The following is a 15,606-nucleotide window of genomic DNA, read 5'->3' on the forward strand; positions in this document are numbered from 1 at the left end:
ATCGGACGTGTTGAACAGGAGAGGGAGTCAGGGATGAGCGACCCCGGCAATTACGCGGGCAGCGCCGACCGCAGTCTCGGCCAGCTGGTCGCGTCGGCGACGGCCGAACTGTCGGCGCTGGTGCACGACGAAATCGCCCTGGCCAAGGCCGAGGTGCGGCAGGACGTCAAGCGCGGCGTCATCGGCAGTGTGGCGTTCATCGTCACGGGCGTGCTGATCCTGTTCGCGATCCCGGTACTGAGCTTCGCGGCCGCGTACGGCATCCACAACCTGGGGCTGGGCCTCGCCTGGTCGTTCCTGATCGTGGGCGGCGCGTTCATCCTGCTGGGCGTTCTGCTCGCCCTCTTCGGCTACGCGAAGATCAAGAAGGTCAAGCCGCCGGAGAAGTCCATCGCCTCCGCCAAGCAAACCGCCGCCGTCCTCCAGGGCGTCAAGCCGCACCCGCGTCCCGAGCCCGCGGCCGACGCGTTCCTCCCGGTGGGCGGAAGCACCCGCTCCGACCGGGCCGTCGAAAGCGCACCGGTCCAGGACAAGGCGTCGGCTGTGGCACGCTCATCCACATGAGCGCTCCCGCACCGTCCGCCCCGGCCGGCGGCCCCGTCCGTCTCGACGGCCCCTGGACCCACCGGGACGTCGCGGCGAACGGCGCCCGCTTCCACATCGCCGAAATGGGCGAAGGGCCGCTGGTCCTCCTCCTGCACGGCTTCCCGCAGTTCTGGTGGACCTGGCGCCACCAGCTGCCCGCGCTCGCCGAGGCCGGTTTCCGGGCCGTGGCAATGGACCTGCGCGGCGTGGGCGGCAGCGACCGCACCCCCCGCGGTTACGACCCCGCCAACCTGGCGCTCGACATCACGGGCGTGGTCAGGTCCCTCGGCGAACCGGACGCCGCCCTCGTCGGCCACGACATGGGCGGCTACCTGGCCTGGACGGCCGCCGTGATGCGCCCGAAGCTGGTGCGCCGGCTGGTCGTCTCCTCGATGCCCCACCCACGGCGGTGGCGGTCCTCGATGCTCTCCGACTTCGCGCAGTCCCGGGCCGGCTCGTACATCTGGGGCTTCCAGCGGCCCTGGGTGCCGGAGCGTCAGCTCGTCGCCGACGACGCCGCCCTGGTGGGAAGGCTGATCAGTGACTGGTCGGGCCCGGGCAGGACGGAGTTCCCCGACGAGGCGACGCTTGGCGTCTACCGGCGGGCCATGACGATTCCCTCGACGGCGCACTGCTCGATCGAGCCGTACCGCTGGATGGTGCGCTCGCTGGCGCGCCCGGACGGCATCCAGTTCAACCGGCGCATGAAGCGGCCCGTTCGGGTGCCGACGCTGCACCTGCACGGTTCACTCGATCCGGCGGTCCGCACCCGCAGCTCGGCCGGGTCCGGCGAGTACGTCGAGGCGCCCTACCGTTGGCGACTTTTCGACGGTCTGGGTCACTTCCCGCACGAGGAGGACCCGGCGGGGTTCTCGGCCGAACTCATCAACTGGCTCAAGGATTCCGAGCCGGACCGCTAGCCGTTCCGGCACTTACGTCCTACGAACGGCCACGTGCCCGGCGCATAAGCCAATTGGCTGACGGATGGGCGGTTACGGACCATGAGGCACGGGCAGACGTCCGGGTATGGGCTGGACGCACGACTTCGGTGACGCAGCACGCAACCGTCGCTCGACCGCCACGGCGGTTCCGGGCATTCATGAGGGGGACGGCCTTCAGGGCCGGGTGCACGCTTTGCACGTCATGCATGATCCTCGGCTCGGCATCTCACGCATCCTCCGCCGCAGGGCCCGCTGGGTCTCGGCACGGCTGCGCCATCCCCGTAACTGACGCGCCGACGGTCCCGCGCGGGCCGTTCGGAGAACGTCAGAGCGCGCATCCCTGGCTGTCGACCTGCTGGTTGGCGGTACGGCCCCGCGTGATGTCGTCGCGGATCTCGTCCGCCGTCAGCGCGTAGCCCGTGTCCGGGTCGTCGAGCGACTTCGCGAACACGACTCCGTACACCTTGCCGTCGGGGGTCAGCAGCGGGCCGCCGGAGTTGCCCTGGCGGACCGTGGTGTAGAGCGAGTACACATCACGGCGGACCGTGCCCCGGTGGTAGATGTCGGGGCCGTTGGCGTCGATGCGGGCGCGGACCCGTGCGGAGCGCACGTCGTACGAGCCGTTCTCCGGGAAGCCCGCGACGATGGCGCTGTCGCCCGACTCCGCGTCGCTTTCGGGATCGGTGAACCGCAGGGGCTTCACATCGAGGTCCGGGACGTCCAGTACGGCGATGTCGCGCTGCCAGTCGTAGAGGACGACCTTCGCGTCGTACAGGCGTCCCTGGCCGCCGATCTGCACGGTCGGCTCGTCGACGCCGCCGACGACGTGGGCGTTGGTCATCACCCGGCGGTCGGAGAACACGAACCCGGTGCCTTCGAGGACCTTGCCGCAACTCGGGGCCGTCCCCACGACCTTCACGATGGACTGCTTGGCGCGCGCGGCGACGGGGCTGCCGACGAGCGCCGGATCGGGGGCCCTGACCTCGGTGATCGGTTCGTTGGCGAACGGGCTGAAGACCTGGGGAAAGCCGTTCTGCGCGAGGACCGAGGAAAAGTCCGTGAACCAGGTGGACGCCTGGGGCGGCATCACCCGGGAGACACCCAGCAGGACCGAGGAGTTGCGGACCTCCTTGCCCAGCGTCGGCAGCGAGGTGCCCGCCAGGGCCGAGCCGATCAGCCAGGCGACGAGCAGCATCGCCACCACGTTGACGAGGGCGCCGCCGGTCGCGTCCAGGGCGCGCGCGGGCGACCACGTGATGTGCCGGCGGAGTTTGTTCCCCAGATGGGTGGTGAACGCCTGGCCGACCGACGCGCACACGATCACGATGACGACCGCGACGACGGCCGCGGTGGAGGAGACCTCCGATCCGTCCGTCATCTGGTCCCACAGGACCGGCAGGAGGTAGACGGCGACGAGACCGCCGCCCAGGAACCCGATCACCGACAGGATGCCGACGACGAACCCCTGGCGGTAGCCGATGACCGCGAACCACACGGCTCCGGCCAGCAGCAGGATGTCCAGCACGTTCACCGTCTATAGCCTCGCAGATTCGTCACCGGGCCCGTACGTCTCCGTGGTCCGGGCGGCCCCGGTCCGGCGGAGTACGGAAGTCAGCCTGTCATGCGCGCCAGTCGAGCGGCACCTGCCTGGCTCTGTCCCACGGGCGTTCCCAGCCCGCGAAGTGCAGAATGCGGTCGATCACGCCGGCCGTGAACCCCCAGACGAGTGCCGATTCGACCAGGAATGCCGGGCCCCGGTGGCCGCTGGGGTGGACGGCCGTCGCCCGGTTGGCCGGGTCCGTGAGATCCGCCACGGGGACCGTGAAGACCCGCGCCGTCTCCCCCGGGTCGACCACACCGACCGGGCTGGGCGTCCGCCACCAGCCGAGGACCGGCGTCACCACGAAGCTGCTCACCGGGATGTAGAGACGGGGCAGCACGCCGAAGATCTGCACCCCGCGCGGATCGAGGCCGGTCTCCTCCTCGGCCTCGCGCAGAGCGGCCCTGAGCGGTCCGGTCGTCGCCTGGTCGCCGTCCTCCGGGTCGAGCGAGCCGCCGGGGAACGACGGCTGGCCGGGATGGGAGCGCAGGCTTCCGGCGCGTTCCATCAGCAGCAGCTCGGGGCCCCGCGCGCCCTCGCCGAAGAGGACGAGCACGGCCGACTGACGCCCCGCCCCGTCCTCCGGCGGCAGGAAGCGGCTGAGCTGCTGCGGCCGCACCGTGCGCGCGGCACGGGCCACGGGGTCGAGCCAGTCGGGCAGTCCCTCCTCCGAAACCGTGACCCCAGGGCCGTCCGCCCCACCGCGCTCCGTACCGGTCTCATACGTCTTCATAGGCACCCCTCCGTCTCACAACGCCCGTCGTCCCGCGATTCGTTCCGCAGCGGCGGTCCGTGTCAGTCGGCGCCCAGGGGAGGTGCCGGGCTTCCGGGATAGTCCGGCGGCGGGTTCAGCCGCTGGCCCGGCCGGCCGCCCATCTCGTACTTCAGGAGCTTGCGGGCCTTGTCCGGATCCGTCTCGCCCTCACCGTACGACGGGCACAACGGGGCGATCGGGCAGGCGCCGCAGGCGGGCTTGCGGGCATGGCAGACGCGGCGGCCGTGGAAGATGACGCGGTGCGAGAGCATGGTCCACTCGCTCTTGGGGAAGATCGCCGCGATCTCCGCCTCGACCTTCTCCGGGTCCTCCTGCTCCGTCCACTTCCAGCGCCGCACCAGACGGCCGAAGTGCGTGTCGACAGTGATTCCAGGGACCCCGAAAGCGTTGCCCAGGACGACGTTGGCCGTCTTGCGGCCGACGCCCGGCAGCTTGACGAGATCCGCGAGCCTCCCCGGCACCTCGCCGCCGAAGTCGTCGCGGAGCGCGGCGGACAGGCCGAGCAGAGACTTCGCCTTGGCCCGGAAGAAGCCGGTCGGCCGGATGAGCTCCTCCAGCCTCTCCGGAACGGCGGCGGCCATGTCCTCAGGGGTGGGGTAGGCGGCGAAGAGGGCGGGCGTGGTCTGGTTGACCCTCAGGTCGGTGGTCTGGGCGGAGAGGACCGTCGCCACGAGCAGTTCGAACGGATTCCGGAAGTCCAGCTCGGGATGGGCGTACGGGTAGACCTCGGCGAGCTCGCGGTTGATCCGGCGGGCGCGGCGGACCATGGCCAGGTGCGATTCCGGCCGGCCCGGCTTCTTCTTCGGCGCTGCGGCCCCGGGCGCCCCGGCCTCCTCCGGCTTCGCCCGCCTGGCCGATCCCGAGCCGGCGGCCCCGCCGGACCGGCTCTTCGCCGCCCCGGAGCCGCTTTCCGCCGTTTTCTTCAGCTTCTTCCCCTTGCCCGGGCCCTGTTCGCCCACAGCGGAATCACGCCCCTCCGACACCCCATCAACCCCCTTGGCCTGCGCTCTCACCGGCAATCCGGACACCCGGCCAGCCTAGAGCGCGGCACTGACATCCGCCCCGGACGCGGGTGATCCGCCCCCAATCGGCCCCCTGCCGTACCCCTCGGCACGCACGTGCGTCAAACTGGTTTGTGATTGATCGCACTGTTTTACCGTCCGGCATGATGGGGACCACGGTTCCCTGAACAGGCCGACAAGGAGAGAACTCGTGGACGACGTTCTGCGGCGCGCCCCGCTTTTCGCGGCGCTCGATGACGAGCAGGCCGCGGAGCTCCGCGCCTCGATGAGTGAGGTGACCCTCGCGCGCGGTGACGCGCTGTTCCACGAGGGTGACCCGGGCGACCGCCTCTACGTGGTCACCGAGGGCAAGGTGAAGCTCCACCGCACCTCCCCCGACGGTCGCGAGAACATGCTGGCGGTCCTCGGCCCCGGCGAGCTGATCGGTGAGCTCTCGCTCTTCGACCCGGGCCCCCGCACCGCCACCGCCACCGCGCTGACCGAGGTCAAGCTCCTCGGCCTCGGCCACGGCGACCTGCAGCCCTGGCTCAACGCGCGCCCCGAGGTGGCCACCGCCCTCCTGCGCGCCGTCGCCCGGCGCCTGCGCAAGACCAACGACCAGATGTCCGACCTGGTCTTCTCCGACGTGCCCGGCCGCGTCGCCCGCGCCCTCCTGGACCTGTCGCGCCGCTTCGGCGTCCAGTCCGAGGAAGGCATCCACGTGGTGCACGACCTGACGCAGGAGGAGCTGGCCCAGCTGGTCGGCGCGTCCCGCGAGACGGTCAACAAGGCCCTCGCCGACTTCGCCGGCCGTGGCTGGCTCCGGCTGGAGGCCCGCGCGGTGATCCTCCTGGACGTGGAGCGGCTGGCCAAGCGGTCGCGCTGATCCGCCGCCGTGAGGGGCCCCACCGGGACCGGCGGGGCCCCTCACGCATGTCAGATCAGCCCGTGCTCGGCCAGGTAGTCCAGCTGCGCCCGCACCGACAGCTCCGCGGCCGGCCACAGCGAACGGTCCACGTCCGCGTAGACATGGGCCACCACCTCGGACGAGGTCCGGTAGCCCGACTCCACCGCGGTCTCCACCTGGGCCAGCCGGTGCGCCCGGTGGGCGAGGTAGAACTCGACCGCCCCCTGCGCGTCGTCCAGCACGGGTCCGTGCCCGGGCAGCACCGTGTGGACCCCGTCGTCCACCGTCAGCGAGCGCAGCCGCCGCAGCGAGTCGAGGTAGTCCCCGAGCCGCCCGTCCGGGTGCGCCACCAGCGTCGTCCCGCGTCCGAGGATCGTGTCCCCGGTCAGCACCGCCTGATCGGCCGGCAGGTGGAACGACAGCGAGTCCGCCGTGTGGCCCGGCGTCGGCACCACGTACATCTCCAGGCCGCCGGTCGTGATGACGTCGCCCGTGCCCAGGCCCTCGTCGCCGAGCCGCAGCTCCGGGTCGAGCGCGCGCACCTTGGTCCGGGTCAGCTCGGCGAACCGCGCCGCGCCCTCCGCGTGGTCGGGGTGGCCGTGGGTGAGCAGCGTCAGCGCGACCCTGCGGCCCGCACGCTCGACGGTGTCGACGACGGCCCGCAGATGAGCCTCGTCCAGCGGGCCGGGGTCGATGACGACCGCCAGGTCCGAGTCGGGCTCGGCGACGATCCACGTGTTGGTCCCGTCCAGCGTCATGGCCGAGGGGTTCGGCGCCAGGACGTTGACCGTACGGGCCGTGGCGGGACCGGACAGCACACCGCCGCGCGGCTGTCCGGGCAGCGCCGCCGCGTCACTCATGCCGCACCGCCTTCCGTGCCGGGCGCCTCGGTGCCGTCGGACGTCTCCCCGCCGGATGCCACCCCTGCGGGTGTTCCGTCCGTGCCCTTGGTGGACACGTGCTTGGTGAATTCCTCGTGCCCGGGCCAGCTCAGCACCAGCTCGTCACCGTCCAGACGGGCCTGCGCGAGTACGGGGGTGAGGTCCTGGTCCGACGCCGCCTCCAGCGCCTGCGCGGCGGTGGCGTACGGCCGCAGCGTCCGCAGCGTCGCCACGGTCGGCGGCATCATCAGCAGCTCGCCCCGGTCGTATCCGTCGGCCGCGTCGCCCGGCGTGATCCACACCGTGCGGTCGGCCTCCGTCGAGGCGTTCCGGGTGCGCTGGCCCGCCGGGAGCGCGGCGACGAAGAACCACGTGTCGTAGCGGCGCGGCTCGAACTCCGGCGTGATCCAGCGCGCCCACGCACCGAGCAGATCCGAGCGCAGCACCAGCCCGCGCCCCTCCAGGAACGCGGCGAACGACAGCTCCCGCGCGACCAGTGCCGCGCGGTCCGCCTCCCAGTCGTCACCGGTGGTGTCGGTGACGACGGTCTCCGGCGTCGGACCGGCCAGCAGGACCCCGGCCTCCTCGTACGTCTCGCGCACCGCCGCGCAGACGATGGCCTGCGCCTCGGCCCGCGTGCCGACGCCCAGCCGGCCCGCCCAGGTCTCCAGCGCGGGCCCGGCCCAGCGGACGAGCCGGTCGTCGTCGCGCGGGTCGACGCCGCCACCCGGATAGGCGTACGCCCCTCCGGCGAAGGCCATCGAGGTGCGCCGGCGCAGCATGTGGACGGCGGGCGCGCCCGTGGTGCCGGTGGCCTCGTCCCGGAGCAGCATCACGGTGGCGGCCCGGCGGGGCACGGCGGCCGTCAGTTCGCCGGCGGCGAGGGCCCTGATCCGGCCGGGCCATTCCGGGGGGTACCACTGACCATTGGACATGGCCGGAGGCTATCCGGAACCGCGTCGATGTTCGAGGGGTCCCCGACCCGTAGGTGCCCTGTACACACGAGATCCCGCCCGGTCGCCGGGACCGGACGGGATCGGAGGACGGGGCGGATCAGGCTCCGGTCAGCTCGACCTGGATCTCGACCTCGACCGGCGCGTCCAGCGGCAGCACGGCGACACCCACGGCGCTGCGGGCGTGCACACCTTTGTCCCCGAGGACCTCGCCCAGCAGCTCGCTCGCACCGTTGATCACACCGGGCTGGCCGGTGAAGTCGGTGGCCGAGGCGACGAAGCCGACGACCTTCACGACCCGGGCGATCCGGTCCAGGTCGCCCGCGACCGACTTCACGGCGGCGAGGGCGTTCAGGGCGCAGGTCTTCGCCAGCTCCTTGGCCTCGTCGGGCGTGACCTCGGCGCCGACCTTGCCGGTCACGGCGAGCTTGCCGTCGACCATGGGCAGCTGACCGGACGTGTAGACGTACACCCCGGACTGCACGGCCGGCTGGTACGCGGCCAGCGGCGGTACGACCGCCGGGAGCGGCAGTCCGAGCTCGGCCAGCCTCGCCTCGACGGTGCCCGCCACTACTGCTTCTCCCGCTTCAGGTACGCCACGAGCTGCTCGGGGTTGTTCGGGCCGGGAACGACCTGGACCAGCTCCCAGCCGTCCTCGCCCCAGGTGTCCAGAATCTGCTTGGTCGCGTGCACGAGAAGGGGCACGGTCGCGTATTCCCACTTGGTCATGGCCCGACTGTAATGCCTGCGCGATCCAGGGCACGCGCAGCCTCGTGCGTAGCCTGCGGTGCGACTGGTTAGGCTCGAATACGTGAGCAGGTTCCAGGTCGTCAGCGGCAAGGGCGGTACCGGTAAGACCACGGTCGCCGCCGCCCTCGCGCTCGCCCTCGCGGCCGAGGGCAGGCGCACCCTCCTCGTGGAGGTCGAGGGCAGACAGGGCATCGCCCAGCTCTTCGAGGCGGATTCCCTCCCGTACGAGGAGCGCAGGATCGCCGTCGCTCCGGGCGGGGGTGAGGTCCACGCGCTCGCGATCGACGCGGAGCTGGCGCTCCTCGACTACCTCCAGATGTTCTACAAGCTCGGCAGCGCGGGCCGGGCGCTCAAGAAGCTCGGCGCGATCGACTTCGCCACCACCATCGCGCCCGGGGTGCGGGACGTCCTGCTGACGGGCAAGGCGTGCGAGGCGGTCCGCCGCAAGGACCGGCAGAACCGGTTCGTCTACGACTACGTGATCATGGACGCCCCGCCGACCGGCCGGATCACCCGCTTCCTCAACGTGAACGACGAGGTGGCCGGGCTCGCCCGGATCGGCCCGATACACAATCAGGCGCAGGCCGTGATGCGGGTGCTGAAGTCGCCGGAGACCGCGGTGCACCTGGTGACGCTGCTGGAGGAGATGCCCGTCCAGGAGACCGCGGACGGCATCGCGGAGCTGCGCGCCGCCGAGCTGCCGGTGGGCCGGGTCATCGTGAACATGGTGCGCCCCCAGCTGCTGGACGGGGACGCGCTGAACGCCACGGTGGGCGGACGGCGCAAGGAGATCGCCAAGACGCTGACATGGGCGGGCGTGACCGGCGCGGCGGGGCTCGTACGCCCGCTGGTCGAACAGGCCGCCGAGCACACCCAGCGGGTCACCCTGGAACGTGAGCAGCGCAGCGTGCTGGCCGGGCTCGGCCTGCCGGGCTACGAGCTGCCGCTGATCGGCGAGGGGGTGGACCGGGCCGGACTCGACCAGCTGGCGGCCGCACTCCGCGAGCAGGGCGCGGGCCGAGCGGCATCCGGACGAGGGGCGGGTTCATGACAGCGCGCACGAAGGCGGGGGCGGGCACGGGTGCCTCCGGCCGTACGGAGGAGTCCGCGGCGGCCCCCGTACCGGCCCTGGACACCGACGCCCTGATCGATGATCCGGACATCCGCATCATCGTCTGCTGCGGTTCCGGCGGCGTCGGGAAGACGACCACCGCCGCGGCGCTCGGGGTGCGGGCGGCGGAGCGCGGCCGCAAGGTCGTCGTCCTCACCATCGACCCGGCCCGCAGACTCGCCCAGTCCATGGGCATCGACTCGCTGGACAACGTCCCGCGCCGGGTGAAGGGCATCGAGGGCTCCGGCGAGCTGCACGCCATGATGCTCGACATGAAGCGGACGTTCGACGAGATCGTCGAGGCGCACGCGGACGGCGAGCGGGCCCGCGCGATCCTGGAGAACCCCTTCTACCAGTCCCTGTCGGCCGGCTTCGCGGGCACGCAGGAGTACATGGCCATGGAGAAGCTGGGGCAGCTCCGGGCGCGGGACGAGTGGGACCTGATCGTCGTGGACACTCCGCCGTCGCGGTCCGCGCTGGACTTCCTGGACGCCCCGAAGCGTTTGGGGTCGTTCCTGGACGGGAAGTTCATCAAGCTGCTGATGGCCCCGGCGAAGATGGGCGGCCGCGCGGGGATGAAGTTCCTCAACGTGGGCATGTCGATGATGACCGGGACGCTGGGCAAGCTGCTGGGCGGTCAGTTCCTGCGCGACGTACAGACGTTCGTCTCCGCGATGGACACCATGTTCGGGGGCTTCCGCACCCGGGCGGATGCCACGTACAAGCTCCTCCAGGCACCCGGTACGGCGTTTCTCGTCGTCGCCACGCCGGAGCGGGACGCCCTGCGCGAGGCGGCGTACTTCGTGGAACGGCTGGCCGCGGAGGACATGCCGCTGGCGGGGCTGGTGCTCAACCGGGTCCACGGCAGCGATGCCGCGCGCCTCTCGGCCGAGCAGGCGCTCGACGCCGCGGAGAAACTTGACGCGGAAAATCTTGAAACCGACGGCATTGTGGATCAGGCGGCAGGGAAGGCTGGACTTCGTGAGCCCGCCGACTCCCCCACGGACGGGCACGCACCCACCACGCACCCCGGACCCCGGCCCGACAGCACGGCGGCCGTCACAACCGAAGAACTGACCGCGGGCCTGCTCCGTCTGCATGCCGAGCGGATGCAGGTGGTCGCGCGCGAACAGGACACACGCGACCGCTTCACCGCACTGCACCCCGAGGTGGCCGTGACCGCCGTGGCCGCGCTGCCCGGAGACGTCCATGACCTCTCGGGCCTGCGAGCCATCGGGGACCGCCTCGCGACCGTTTCCGCACCGGCCGGAGCTGCCTAGCCCCTCGTCCCACGCAAGCCGTACAACGTACGAACCGACGTACAACGTACGGACCGACAGGGGCTAACCGACGGCGGCGAACGTCTCGTGCAGCTCCTCGCTGTCCTCCAGCCCGATCGCCACGGGCAGGATGCCCGAGGAGCGCTCGTACTCGCTGCGGGCGGTCTCCAGCAGCCGGCGCCAGGACGTCACCGTCGGCCGCCTGCGCAGCAGCGCGCGGCGCTCCCGCTCGGTCATCCCGCCCCACACGCCGAATTCGACGCGGTTGTCCAAGGCATCGGCCAGGCACTCGGTCCGCACCGGGCATCCGGTGCACACCGCCTTGGCCCTGTTCTGCGCTGCCCCTTGTACGAACAGTTCATCCGGATCAGTAGTGCGGCAGGCTGCCTGCGCACTCCAGTCGGTTACCCAGCCCATCCCGGCGCCGTCCTCTCCCGAATCGAGGCTCCCCCACGGCGGCAGCGGCATATTCACCGCTGCCAGTTGAGGACGTTACGGAAGGTGGCGACAGCACAACACCCCCTTCGGGCCCAATCTTGAATGGCCCGAACGGACTATGCGTATACGGCAGATCACCCAGGGGAGTGAGGTGGGGACATGCGGGACTATCCCGTCGGAATCGGGACAGTCTGCCAGAACCACATCGGACGTTCGGTGACACACGGGGCGAATTCGGGAGCGCCGGGCGTGTGGCCGGATCGTGCACGGGGGTTGATACGGAACCGGACTGCTGTGACAGTTGAGAGCAGCTTAGGCCAAGGCATATCCGTGTGTCCGGCGAATGGGAACGTAGCCGCCGCACACCGCCATGCCACCAGGTCCAGCAGCCGCGACGCGGCAACCACGCCGGATCCGAATGTCACGGTCCGGTACGCGAACGCCCCGATGGACCCCGGTTCCTTCGGAACGCTCATATCTACGGATTAGGCTGCCCCCATGCCAAAGAAGCGCTCGGGCGGGGGTCTCACCACGACCCAGCAGGCCGCCAAGTTCCTCGGTGTCGCCGCACTCTCCGGAGTCGTCCTGGCGGGCATCGCGCTGCCGGCGGCCGGAGCACTGGGCCTCGCGGCCAAGGGGACGGTCGACGGGTTCGACGAGATCCCGGCCAACCTGAAGACCCCGCCGCTGAGCCAGCGCACCAAGATCCTCGACAGCAAGGGCGGCCTGATCGCCACGGTCTACTCGCGTGACCGCACGGTGGTGCCGCTCACGAGCATCTCCCCGTACATGCAGAACGCGATCATCGCGATCGAGGACGCCCGCTTCTACGAGCACGGCGCGGTCGACCTCAAGGGCATCCTGCGCGCGCTGAACCGCAACGTGCAGGCGGGCGGTACGGCGGAAGGCGCCTCGACCCTCACCCAGCAGTACGTGAAGAACGTCTTCGTGGAGGAGGCCGGCGACGACCCGGCCAAGGTCGCCGAGGCCACCCAGCAGACGCTGGGCCGCAAGGTCCAGGAGCTGAAGTACGCGATCCAGGTCGAGGAAGAGCTCGGCAAGCGGAAGATCCTGGAGAACTACCTCAACATCACCTTCTTCGGGCAGCAGGCGTACGGCGTCGAGGCGGCCTCCCAGCGCTACTTCTCCAAGTCGGCGAAGGACCTGAAGCTGGAGGAGGCGGCGCTGCTGGCCGGGATCGTGCAGTCGCCCAGCCGCTACGACCCCATCAACGACACGGAGGAAGCGACCAAGCGCCGCAACACCGTGCTCCAGCGGATGGCGGACATCGGCAAGATCTCGCAGGAGCAGGCGGACAAGGCCAAGGACACCCCGATCAAGCTGAAGGTCAAGCGCCCGCAGAACGGCTGCATCACCGCCGTCAGCGGCGCCGGATTCTTCTGCGACTACGTCTCGAAGATCGTCAAGAGCGATCCGGCCTTCGGCAAGACCGCGAAGGACCGCGCCAAGCTCTGGGCGACCGGCGGCCTGACCATCAAGACGACCCTGGACCCGAGGTCGCAGGCCGCGTCCAACGAGGCCGCCGTCTCCCGGGTCAACAAGGACGACAAGGTCGCCGACGCGGTCGTCCAGGTCCAGCCCGGCACCGGCCGCATCCTGGCGATGGCCCAGTCCAGGCCGTACGGTCTCGACCCCTCCAAGCACCAGACCATGCTGAACCTCTCCGTCGACCACGCCATGGGCGGCAGTTACGCAGGCTTCCAGGTCGGGTCCACGTTCAAGCCGATCACCGCGGCGGCGGCGCTGGAGAAGGGCATCAGCCCGGCGCAGAGCTTCGACACGCCCTCCTCGATAACGCTCCCCGCGGACGCCTTCCGCACCTGCGAGGGCGCCCCCGCCGACAACAAGGCGTGGAGTGTGGAGAACGAGACGGAGTCCGAGAAGGGCATGTTCGACATGACCAGCGCGCTGGGCAAGTCGATCAACACCTACTTCGCCAAGCTGGAGCAGAAGACCGGTCTCTGCGAGACGCTCACGATGGCCAAGAAGGTCGGCTACGAGCGCGGCGACAACAAGCCGCTCCTGCAGATCCCCACCACCACCCTCGGCAGCCAGGAGTCGACCCCGCTGGCCATGGCCTCGGTGTACGCGACCTTCGCCAACCGCGGCACGTACTGCTCGCCGATCGCCCTCCTCTCGGTCACCAAGCCGGACGGCAAACCGATCGACGTACCGAAGTCGCAGTGCAACCGCGCGATGAGCGAGCACACGGCCGACACGATCAACCAGATGCTCAAGGGCGTCGTCGAGGACGGAACCGGTACGCAGGCCGGCCTCAGCGACCGGGACAACGCGGGCAAGACCGGCACCACCGACGAGCGCAAGAACGTCTGGTTCGTCGGCTACACGCCGAACCTGTCCACGGCGGTATGGGTCGGCAGCGACGGCGCCCGCCAGAACCAGATGACCAACATCGTCATCGGCGGCCAGTACTACGACAAGGTCTGCGGTGGCTGCCTGCCCGGTCCGATCTGGAAGACGGCGATGACCGGCGCCCTCAGTTCGTCCGAGACCCCGTCCTTCAACCCGGTCGACGTGCCGCGGGCGAAGGAGAAGGAGGACAAGGACAAGAACAAGGACCGGGACAAGAAGAAGCCGGGCGACAACAAGCCCGGCGGCGACGACAACCCGTTCCCCGGCATCAGCATCCCGCCGGACATCCTCGGCGGGAACAACGGCCACGGCCGGGGCCAGAACGACGGCGGTACCAACGGCCCCTGACCGGCCGGTACACAGACGAGGGCGGGGCGCTCCGGATCATCCGGGGCGCCCCGCCCTCGTACGTACGCGGCCCGTCCCGGCCGGCTCCGGCTTCGCTCAGCCCGCGAGGAGCTTCTTCACCGTGGCGGCCACCCGGCCGCCCTCGGCGCGCCCCGCGACCTTCGGGTTGACGATCTTCATGACGGCGCCCATCGCCCGCGGCCCCTCGGCCCCGGCGGCCTTCGCCTCGTCGACGGCGGAGGCCACGATCGCGGTCAGCTCCTCGTCGCTCAGCTGCTGCGGGAGGTACGCGTCGAGGATCGCGCCCTCCTTCTTCTCCCGCTCGGCCTGCTCGGTCCGGCCGCCCTTGGCGAAGGCGTCAGCGGCCTCACGGCGCTTCTTGGCCTCCTTGGCGATCACCTTCTGCACCTCGTCGTCGGAGAGTTCGCGGGCGGTCTTGCCGCCGACCTCTTCCTTCGTGATCGCGGTGAGGGTCAGCCGGAGCGTGGACGAGGTCAGCTCGTCACGCGCCTTCATGGCCGTGGTGAGGTCTTCCTTGAGCTTGGACTTGAGCGTGGTCATGAGGTGATTGTGGCAGGTGCGGGGCGCCCGGCGCCCGCCTGTTTTCCTGCGGGCGTACGACGTCTGCGACGATGGGCGCATGCGCGCACGCTACGGAGTACCCCTGAAAATCACGGCGGTCACCGCCGCGGCCGGCGCCGCCGGTCTCGTCTACGCGGCCGGCTTCGAGGTCCGCTCGTTCCGCCTGCGCAGGGTCACGGTCCCGGTCCTTCCGCGAGGGGCGCGACCGCTGCGCGTCCTCCAGGTTTCCGACGTGCACATGGTCAGCGGGCAGCGCAAGAAGCGCGCCTGGCTCCAGTCCCTGGCAGGTTTGCGCCCCGACTTCGTGGTGAACACCGGCGACAACCTCTCCGACCCCGAGGCCGTACCGGAGCTGCTGGACGCGCTCGGCCCGCTGATGGAGCTGCCGGGCGTATACGTGTTCGGCTCCAACGACTACTACGGCCCCAAGCCGCGCAACCCGGTCCGCTACCTCTTGGAGAAGGCGTCGGGCAAGCACGGCCTCAACGGCAATGCCCCGGCGGTCGGCGCCGTCCACAACCCGTGGGAGCCGATGCGCGACGCCTTCGACGAGGCGGGCTGGCTCAACCTGTCCAACACCCGCGGCCGCCTCAAGCTGGACGGCCTGGAGCTCGCCTTCACCGGCCTGGACGACCCGCACATCAAGCGCGACCGCTACGCCGAGGTGGCCGGCGGCCCCGAGACGGGCGCCGACCTCTCGATCGGCGTCGTCCACGCCCCCTACCTGCGCTCCCTGGACGCCTTCACCACGGACGGTTACCCCCTGATCCTCGCCGGTCACACCCACGGCGGCCAGGTCTGCATCCCCTTCTACGGCGCCCTGGTCACCAACTGCGACCTGGACACGGACCGTGTGAAGGGCCTGTCCACCCACTATTCCGGCGGCAACCGCGCCTACCTCCACGTCTCCGCGGGCTGCGGCACGAGCCGCTACGCCCCGGTCCGCGTGGCCTGCCCCCCGGAGGCGACCCTGCTCACGCTGACCCCCCGGGACGCCTGACCAGGCCGCCCCCGCCGATCACGACAAAAACCGGATTTCGTCTCCGGGCGCCAGTGGGCT

At 70.7% G+C, this 15,606-nt stretch carries 17 protein-coding genes; 8 read left to right on the forward strand and 9 right to left on the reverse strand.

Annotated elements, in window-relative coordinates; all coding sequences use genetic code 11:
- The first annotated feature begins 33 nt into the window (after window positions 1-33).
- From ACFUJY_RS01150 to ACFUJY_RS01160, 3 genes are all read left to right on the forward strand, one after another.
- Window positions 34-564, forward strand: a complete 531-nt coding sequence (locus ACFUJY_RS01150) for a phage holin family protein (protein WP_383292657.1) — start codon at window positions 34-36, stop codon at window positions 562-564.
- The gene (locus ACFUJY_RS01155) at window positions 561-1,505 is read left to right on the forward strand and encodes an alpha/beta fold hydrolase (RefSeq protein ID WP_383292660.1); all 945 of its coding nucleotides are present in this window, start codon (window positions 561-563) and stop codon (window positions 1,503-1,505) included. Before ACFUJY_RS01150 ends, ACFUJY_RS01155 begins: the two co-directional genes overlap by 4 nt.
- Window positions 1,506-1,611: 106 nt before the next feature.
- Window positions 1,612-1,815, forward strand: a complete 204-nt coding sequence (locus tag ACFUJY_RS01160; RefSeq protein ID WP_073966437.1) for a hypothetical protein — start codon at window positions 1,612-1,614, stop codon at window positions 1,813-1,815.
- A 36-nt stretch (window positions 1,816-1,851) separates the two neighbouring features.
- Here the strand turns inward: ACFUJY_RS01160 and ACFUJY_RS01165 are convergent, their stop codons facing one another.
- The 3 genes from ACFUJY_RS01165 to nth all read right to left on the reverse strand — a co-directional run bounded on the left by ACFUJY_RS01165 (window position 1,852) and on the right by nth (window position 4,860).
- Entirely contained in the window at window positions 1,852-3,057 is a 1,206-nt protein-coding gene (locus ACFUJY_RS01165) for a MarP family serine protease (RefSeq protein ID WP_383292663.1), read from the reverse strand.
- Window positions 3,058-3,145: 88 nt separating this feature from the next.
- Window positions 3,146-3,859, reverse strand: coding sequence for an NUDIX hydrolase (locus ACFUJY_RS01170; RefSeq protein WP_383292666.1), 714 nt, complete (start codon window positions 3,857-3,859; stop codon window positions 3,146-3,148).
- Window positions 3,860-3,921: 62 nt separating this feature from the next.
- A complete protein-coding gene (gene nth / locus ACFUJY_RS01175; protein ID WP_383292668.1) occupies window positions 3,922-4,860 on the reverse strand; it encodes an endonuclease III in 939 nt (312 codons plus the stop codon).
- Between the two features lie 253 nt (window positions 4,861-5,113).
- On the opposite strand from nth, the gene ACFUJY_RS01180 reads away from it, so the two are divergent.
- Window positions 5,114-5,788: a Crp/Fnr family transcriptional regulator gene (locus ACFUJY_RS01180; RefSeq protein ID WP_014046869.1), complete on the forward strand. Its 675-nt coding sequence runs from the start codon at window positions 5,114-5,116 to the stop codon at window positions 5,786-5,788.
- Window positions 5,789-5,838: 50 nt separating this feature from the next.
- Here the strand turns inward: ACFUJY_RS01180 and ACFUJY_RS01185 are convergent, their stop codons facing one another.
- From ACFUJY_RS01185 to ACFUJY_RS01200, 4 genes are all read right to left on the reverse strand, one after another.
- Entirely contained in the window at window positions 5,839-6,669 is an 831-nt protein-coding gene (locus ACFUJY_RS01185) for an MBL fold metallo-hydrolase (RefSeq protein ID WP_383292672.1), read from the reverse strand.
- Window positions 6,666-7,625 (reverse strand): NUDIX hydrolase, encoded by a 960-nt coding sequence (locus ACFUJY_RS01190; RefSeq protein ID WP_383292674.1) that lies wholly within the window; start codon window positions 7,623-7,625, stop codon window positions 6,666-6,668. The genes ACFUJY_RS01185 and ACFUJY_RS01190 overlap by 4 nt, the downstream gene beginning before the upstream one ends.
- A gap of 118 nt (window positions 7,626-7,743) precedes the next feature.
- Complete coding sequence (locus ACFUJY_RS01195; RefSeq protein WP_383292676.1) at window positions 7,744-8,214, reverse strand: RidA family protein; 471 nt, start codon at window positions 8,212-8,214, stop codon at window positions 7,744-7,746.
- Window positions 8,214-8,372: a DUF4177 domain-containing protein gene (locus ACFUJY_RS01200; RefSeq protein WP_003991873.1), complete on the reverse strand. Its 159-nt coding sequence runs from the start codon at window positions 8,370-8,372 to the stop codon at window positions 8,214-8,216. Before ACFUJY_RS01200 ends, ACFUJY_RS01195 begins: the two co-directional genes overlap by 1 nt.
- An 82-nt stretch (window positions 8,373-8,454) precedes the next feature.
- Between ACFUJY_RS01200 and ACFUJY_RS01205 the strand changes: the two genes are divergently transcribed.
- Window positions 8,455-9,444 (forward strand): ArsA family ATPase, encoded by a 990-nt coding sequence (locus tag ACFUJY_RS01205; RefSeq protein ID WP_383292679.1) that lies wholly within the window; start codon window positions 8,455-8,457, stop codon window positions 9,442-9,444.
- Complete coding sequence (locus ACFUJY_RS01210) at window positions 9,441-10,784, forward strand: ArsA family ATPase (RefSeq protein ID WP_383292682.1); 1,344 nt, start codon at window positions 9,441-9,443, stop codon at window positions 10,782-10,784. The genes ACFUJY_RS01205 and ACFUJY_RS01210 overlap by 4 nt, the downstream gene beginning before the upstream one ends.
- A gap of 63 nt (window positions 10,785-10,847) precedes the next feature.
- On the opposite strand, the gene ACFUJY_RS01215 is transcribed toward ACFUJY_RS01210, so the two are convergent.
- On the reverse strand, window positions 10,848-11,201 hold the full coding sequence (locus ACFUJY_RS01215) for a WhiB family transcriptional regulator (protein ID WP_203601634.1): 354 nt from the start codon (window positions 11,199-11,201) through the stop codon (window positions 10,848-10,850).
- A gap of 519 nt (window positions 11,202-11,720) precedes the next feature.
- Here ACFUJY_RS01215 and ACFUJY_RS01220 point away from each other — a divergent pair.
- Window positions 11,721-13,964, forward strand: a complete 2,244-nt coding sequence (locus tag ACFUJY_RS01220; RefSeq protein ID WP_383292685.1) for a transglycosylase domain-containing protein — start codon at window positions 11,721-11,723, stop codon at window positions 13,962-13,964.
- A gap of 96 nt (window positions 13,965-14,060) precedes the next feature.
- Here ACFUJY_RS01220 and ACFUJY_RS01225 read toward each other — a convergent pair whose 3' ends face one another.
- Window positions 14,061-14,525, reverse strand: a complete 465-nt coding sequence (locus ACFUJY_RS01225; RefSeq protein WP_383292687.1) for a GatB/YqeY domain-containing protein — start codon at window positions 14,523-14,525, stop codon at window positions 14,061-14,063.
- Window positions 14,526-14,604: 79 nt separating this feature from the next.
- On the opposite strand from ACFUJY_RS01225, the gene ACFUJY_RS01230 reads away from it, so the two are divergent.
- Window positions 14,605-15,546 carry a metallophosphoesterase gene (locus ACFUJY_RS01230; protein ID WP_383292690.1) on the forward strand — a complete coding sequence of 314 codons (942 nt, stop codon included), beginning with the start codon at window positions 14,605-14,607 and terminating at the stop codon, window positions 15,544-15,546.
- Window positions 15,547-15,606: the final 60 nt, after the last annotated feature.

The organism is Streptomyces sp. NPDC057249, from assembly GCF_042669245.1.
GTDB lineage: Bacteria > Actinomycetota > Actinomycetes > Streptomycetales > Streptomycetaceae > Streptomyces.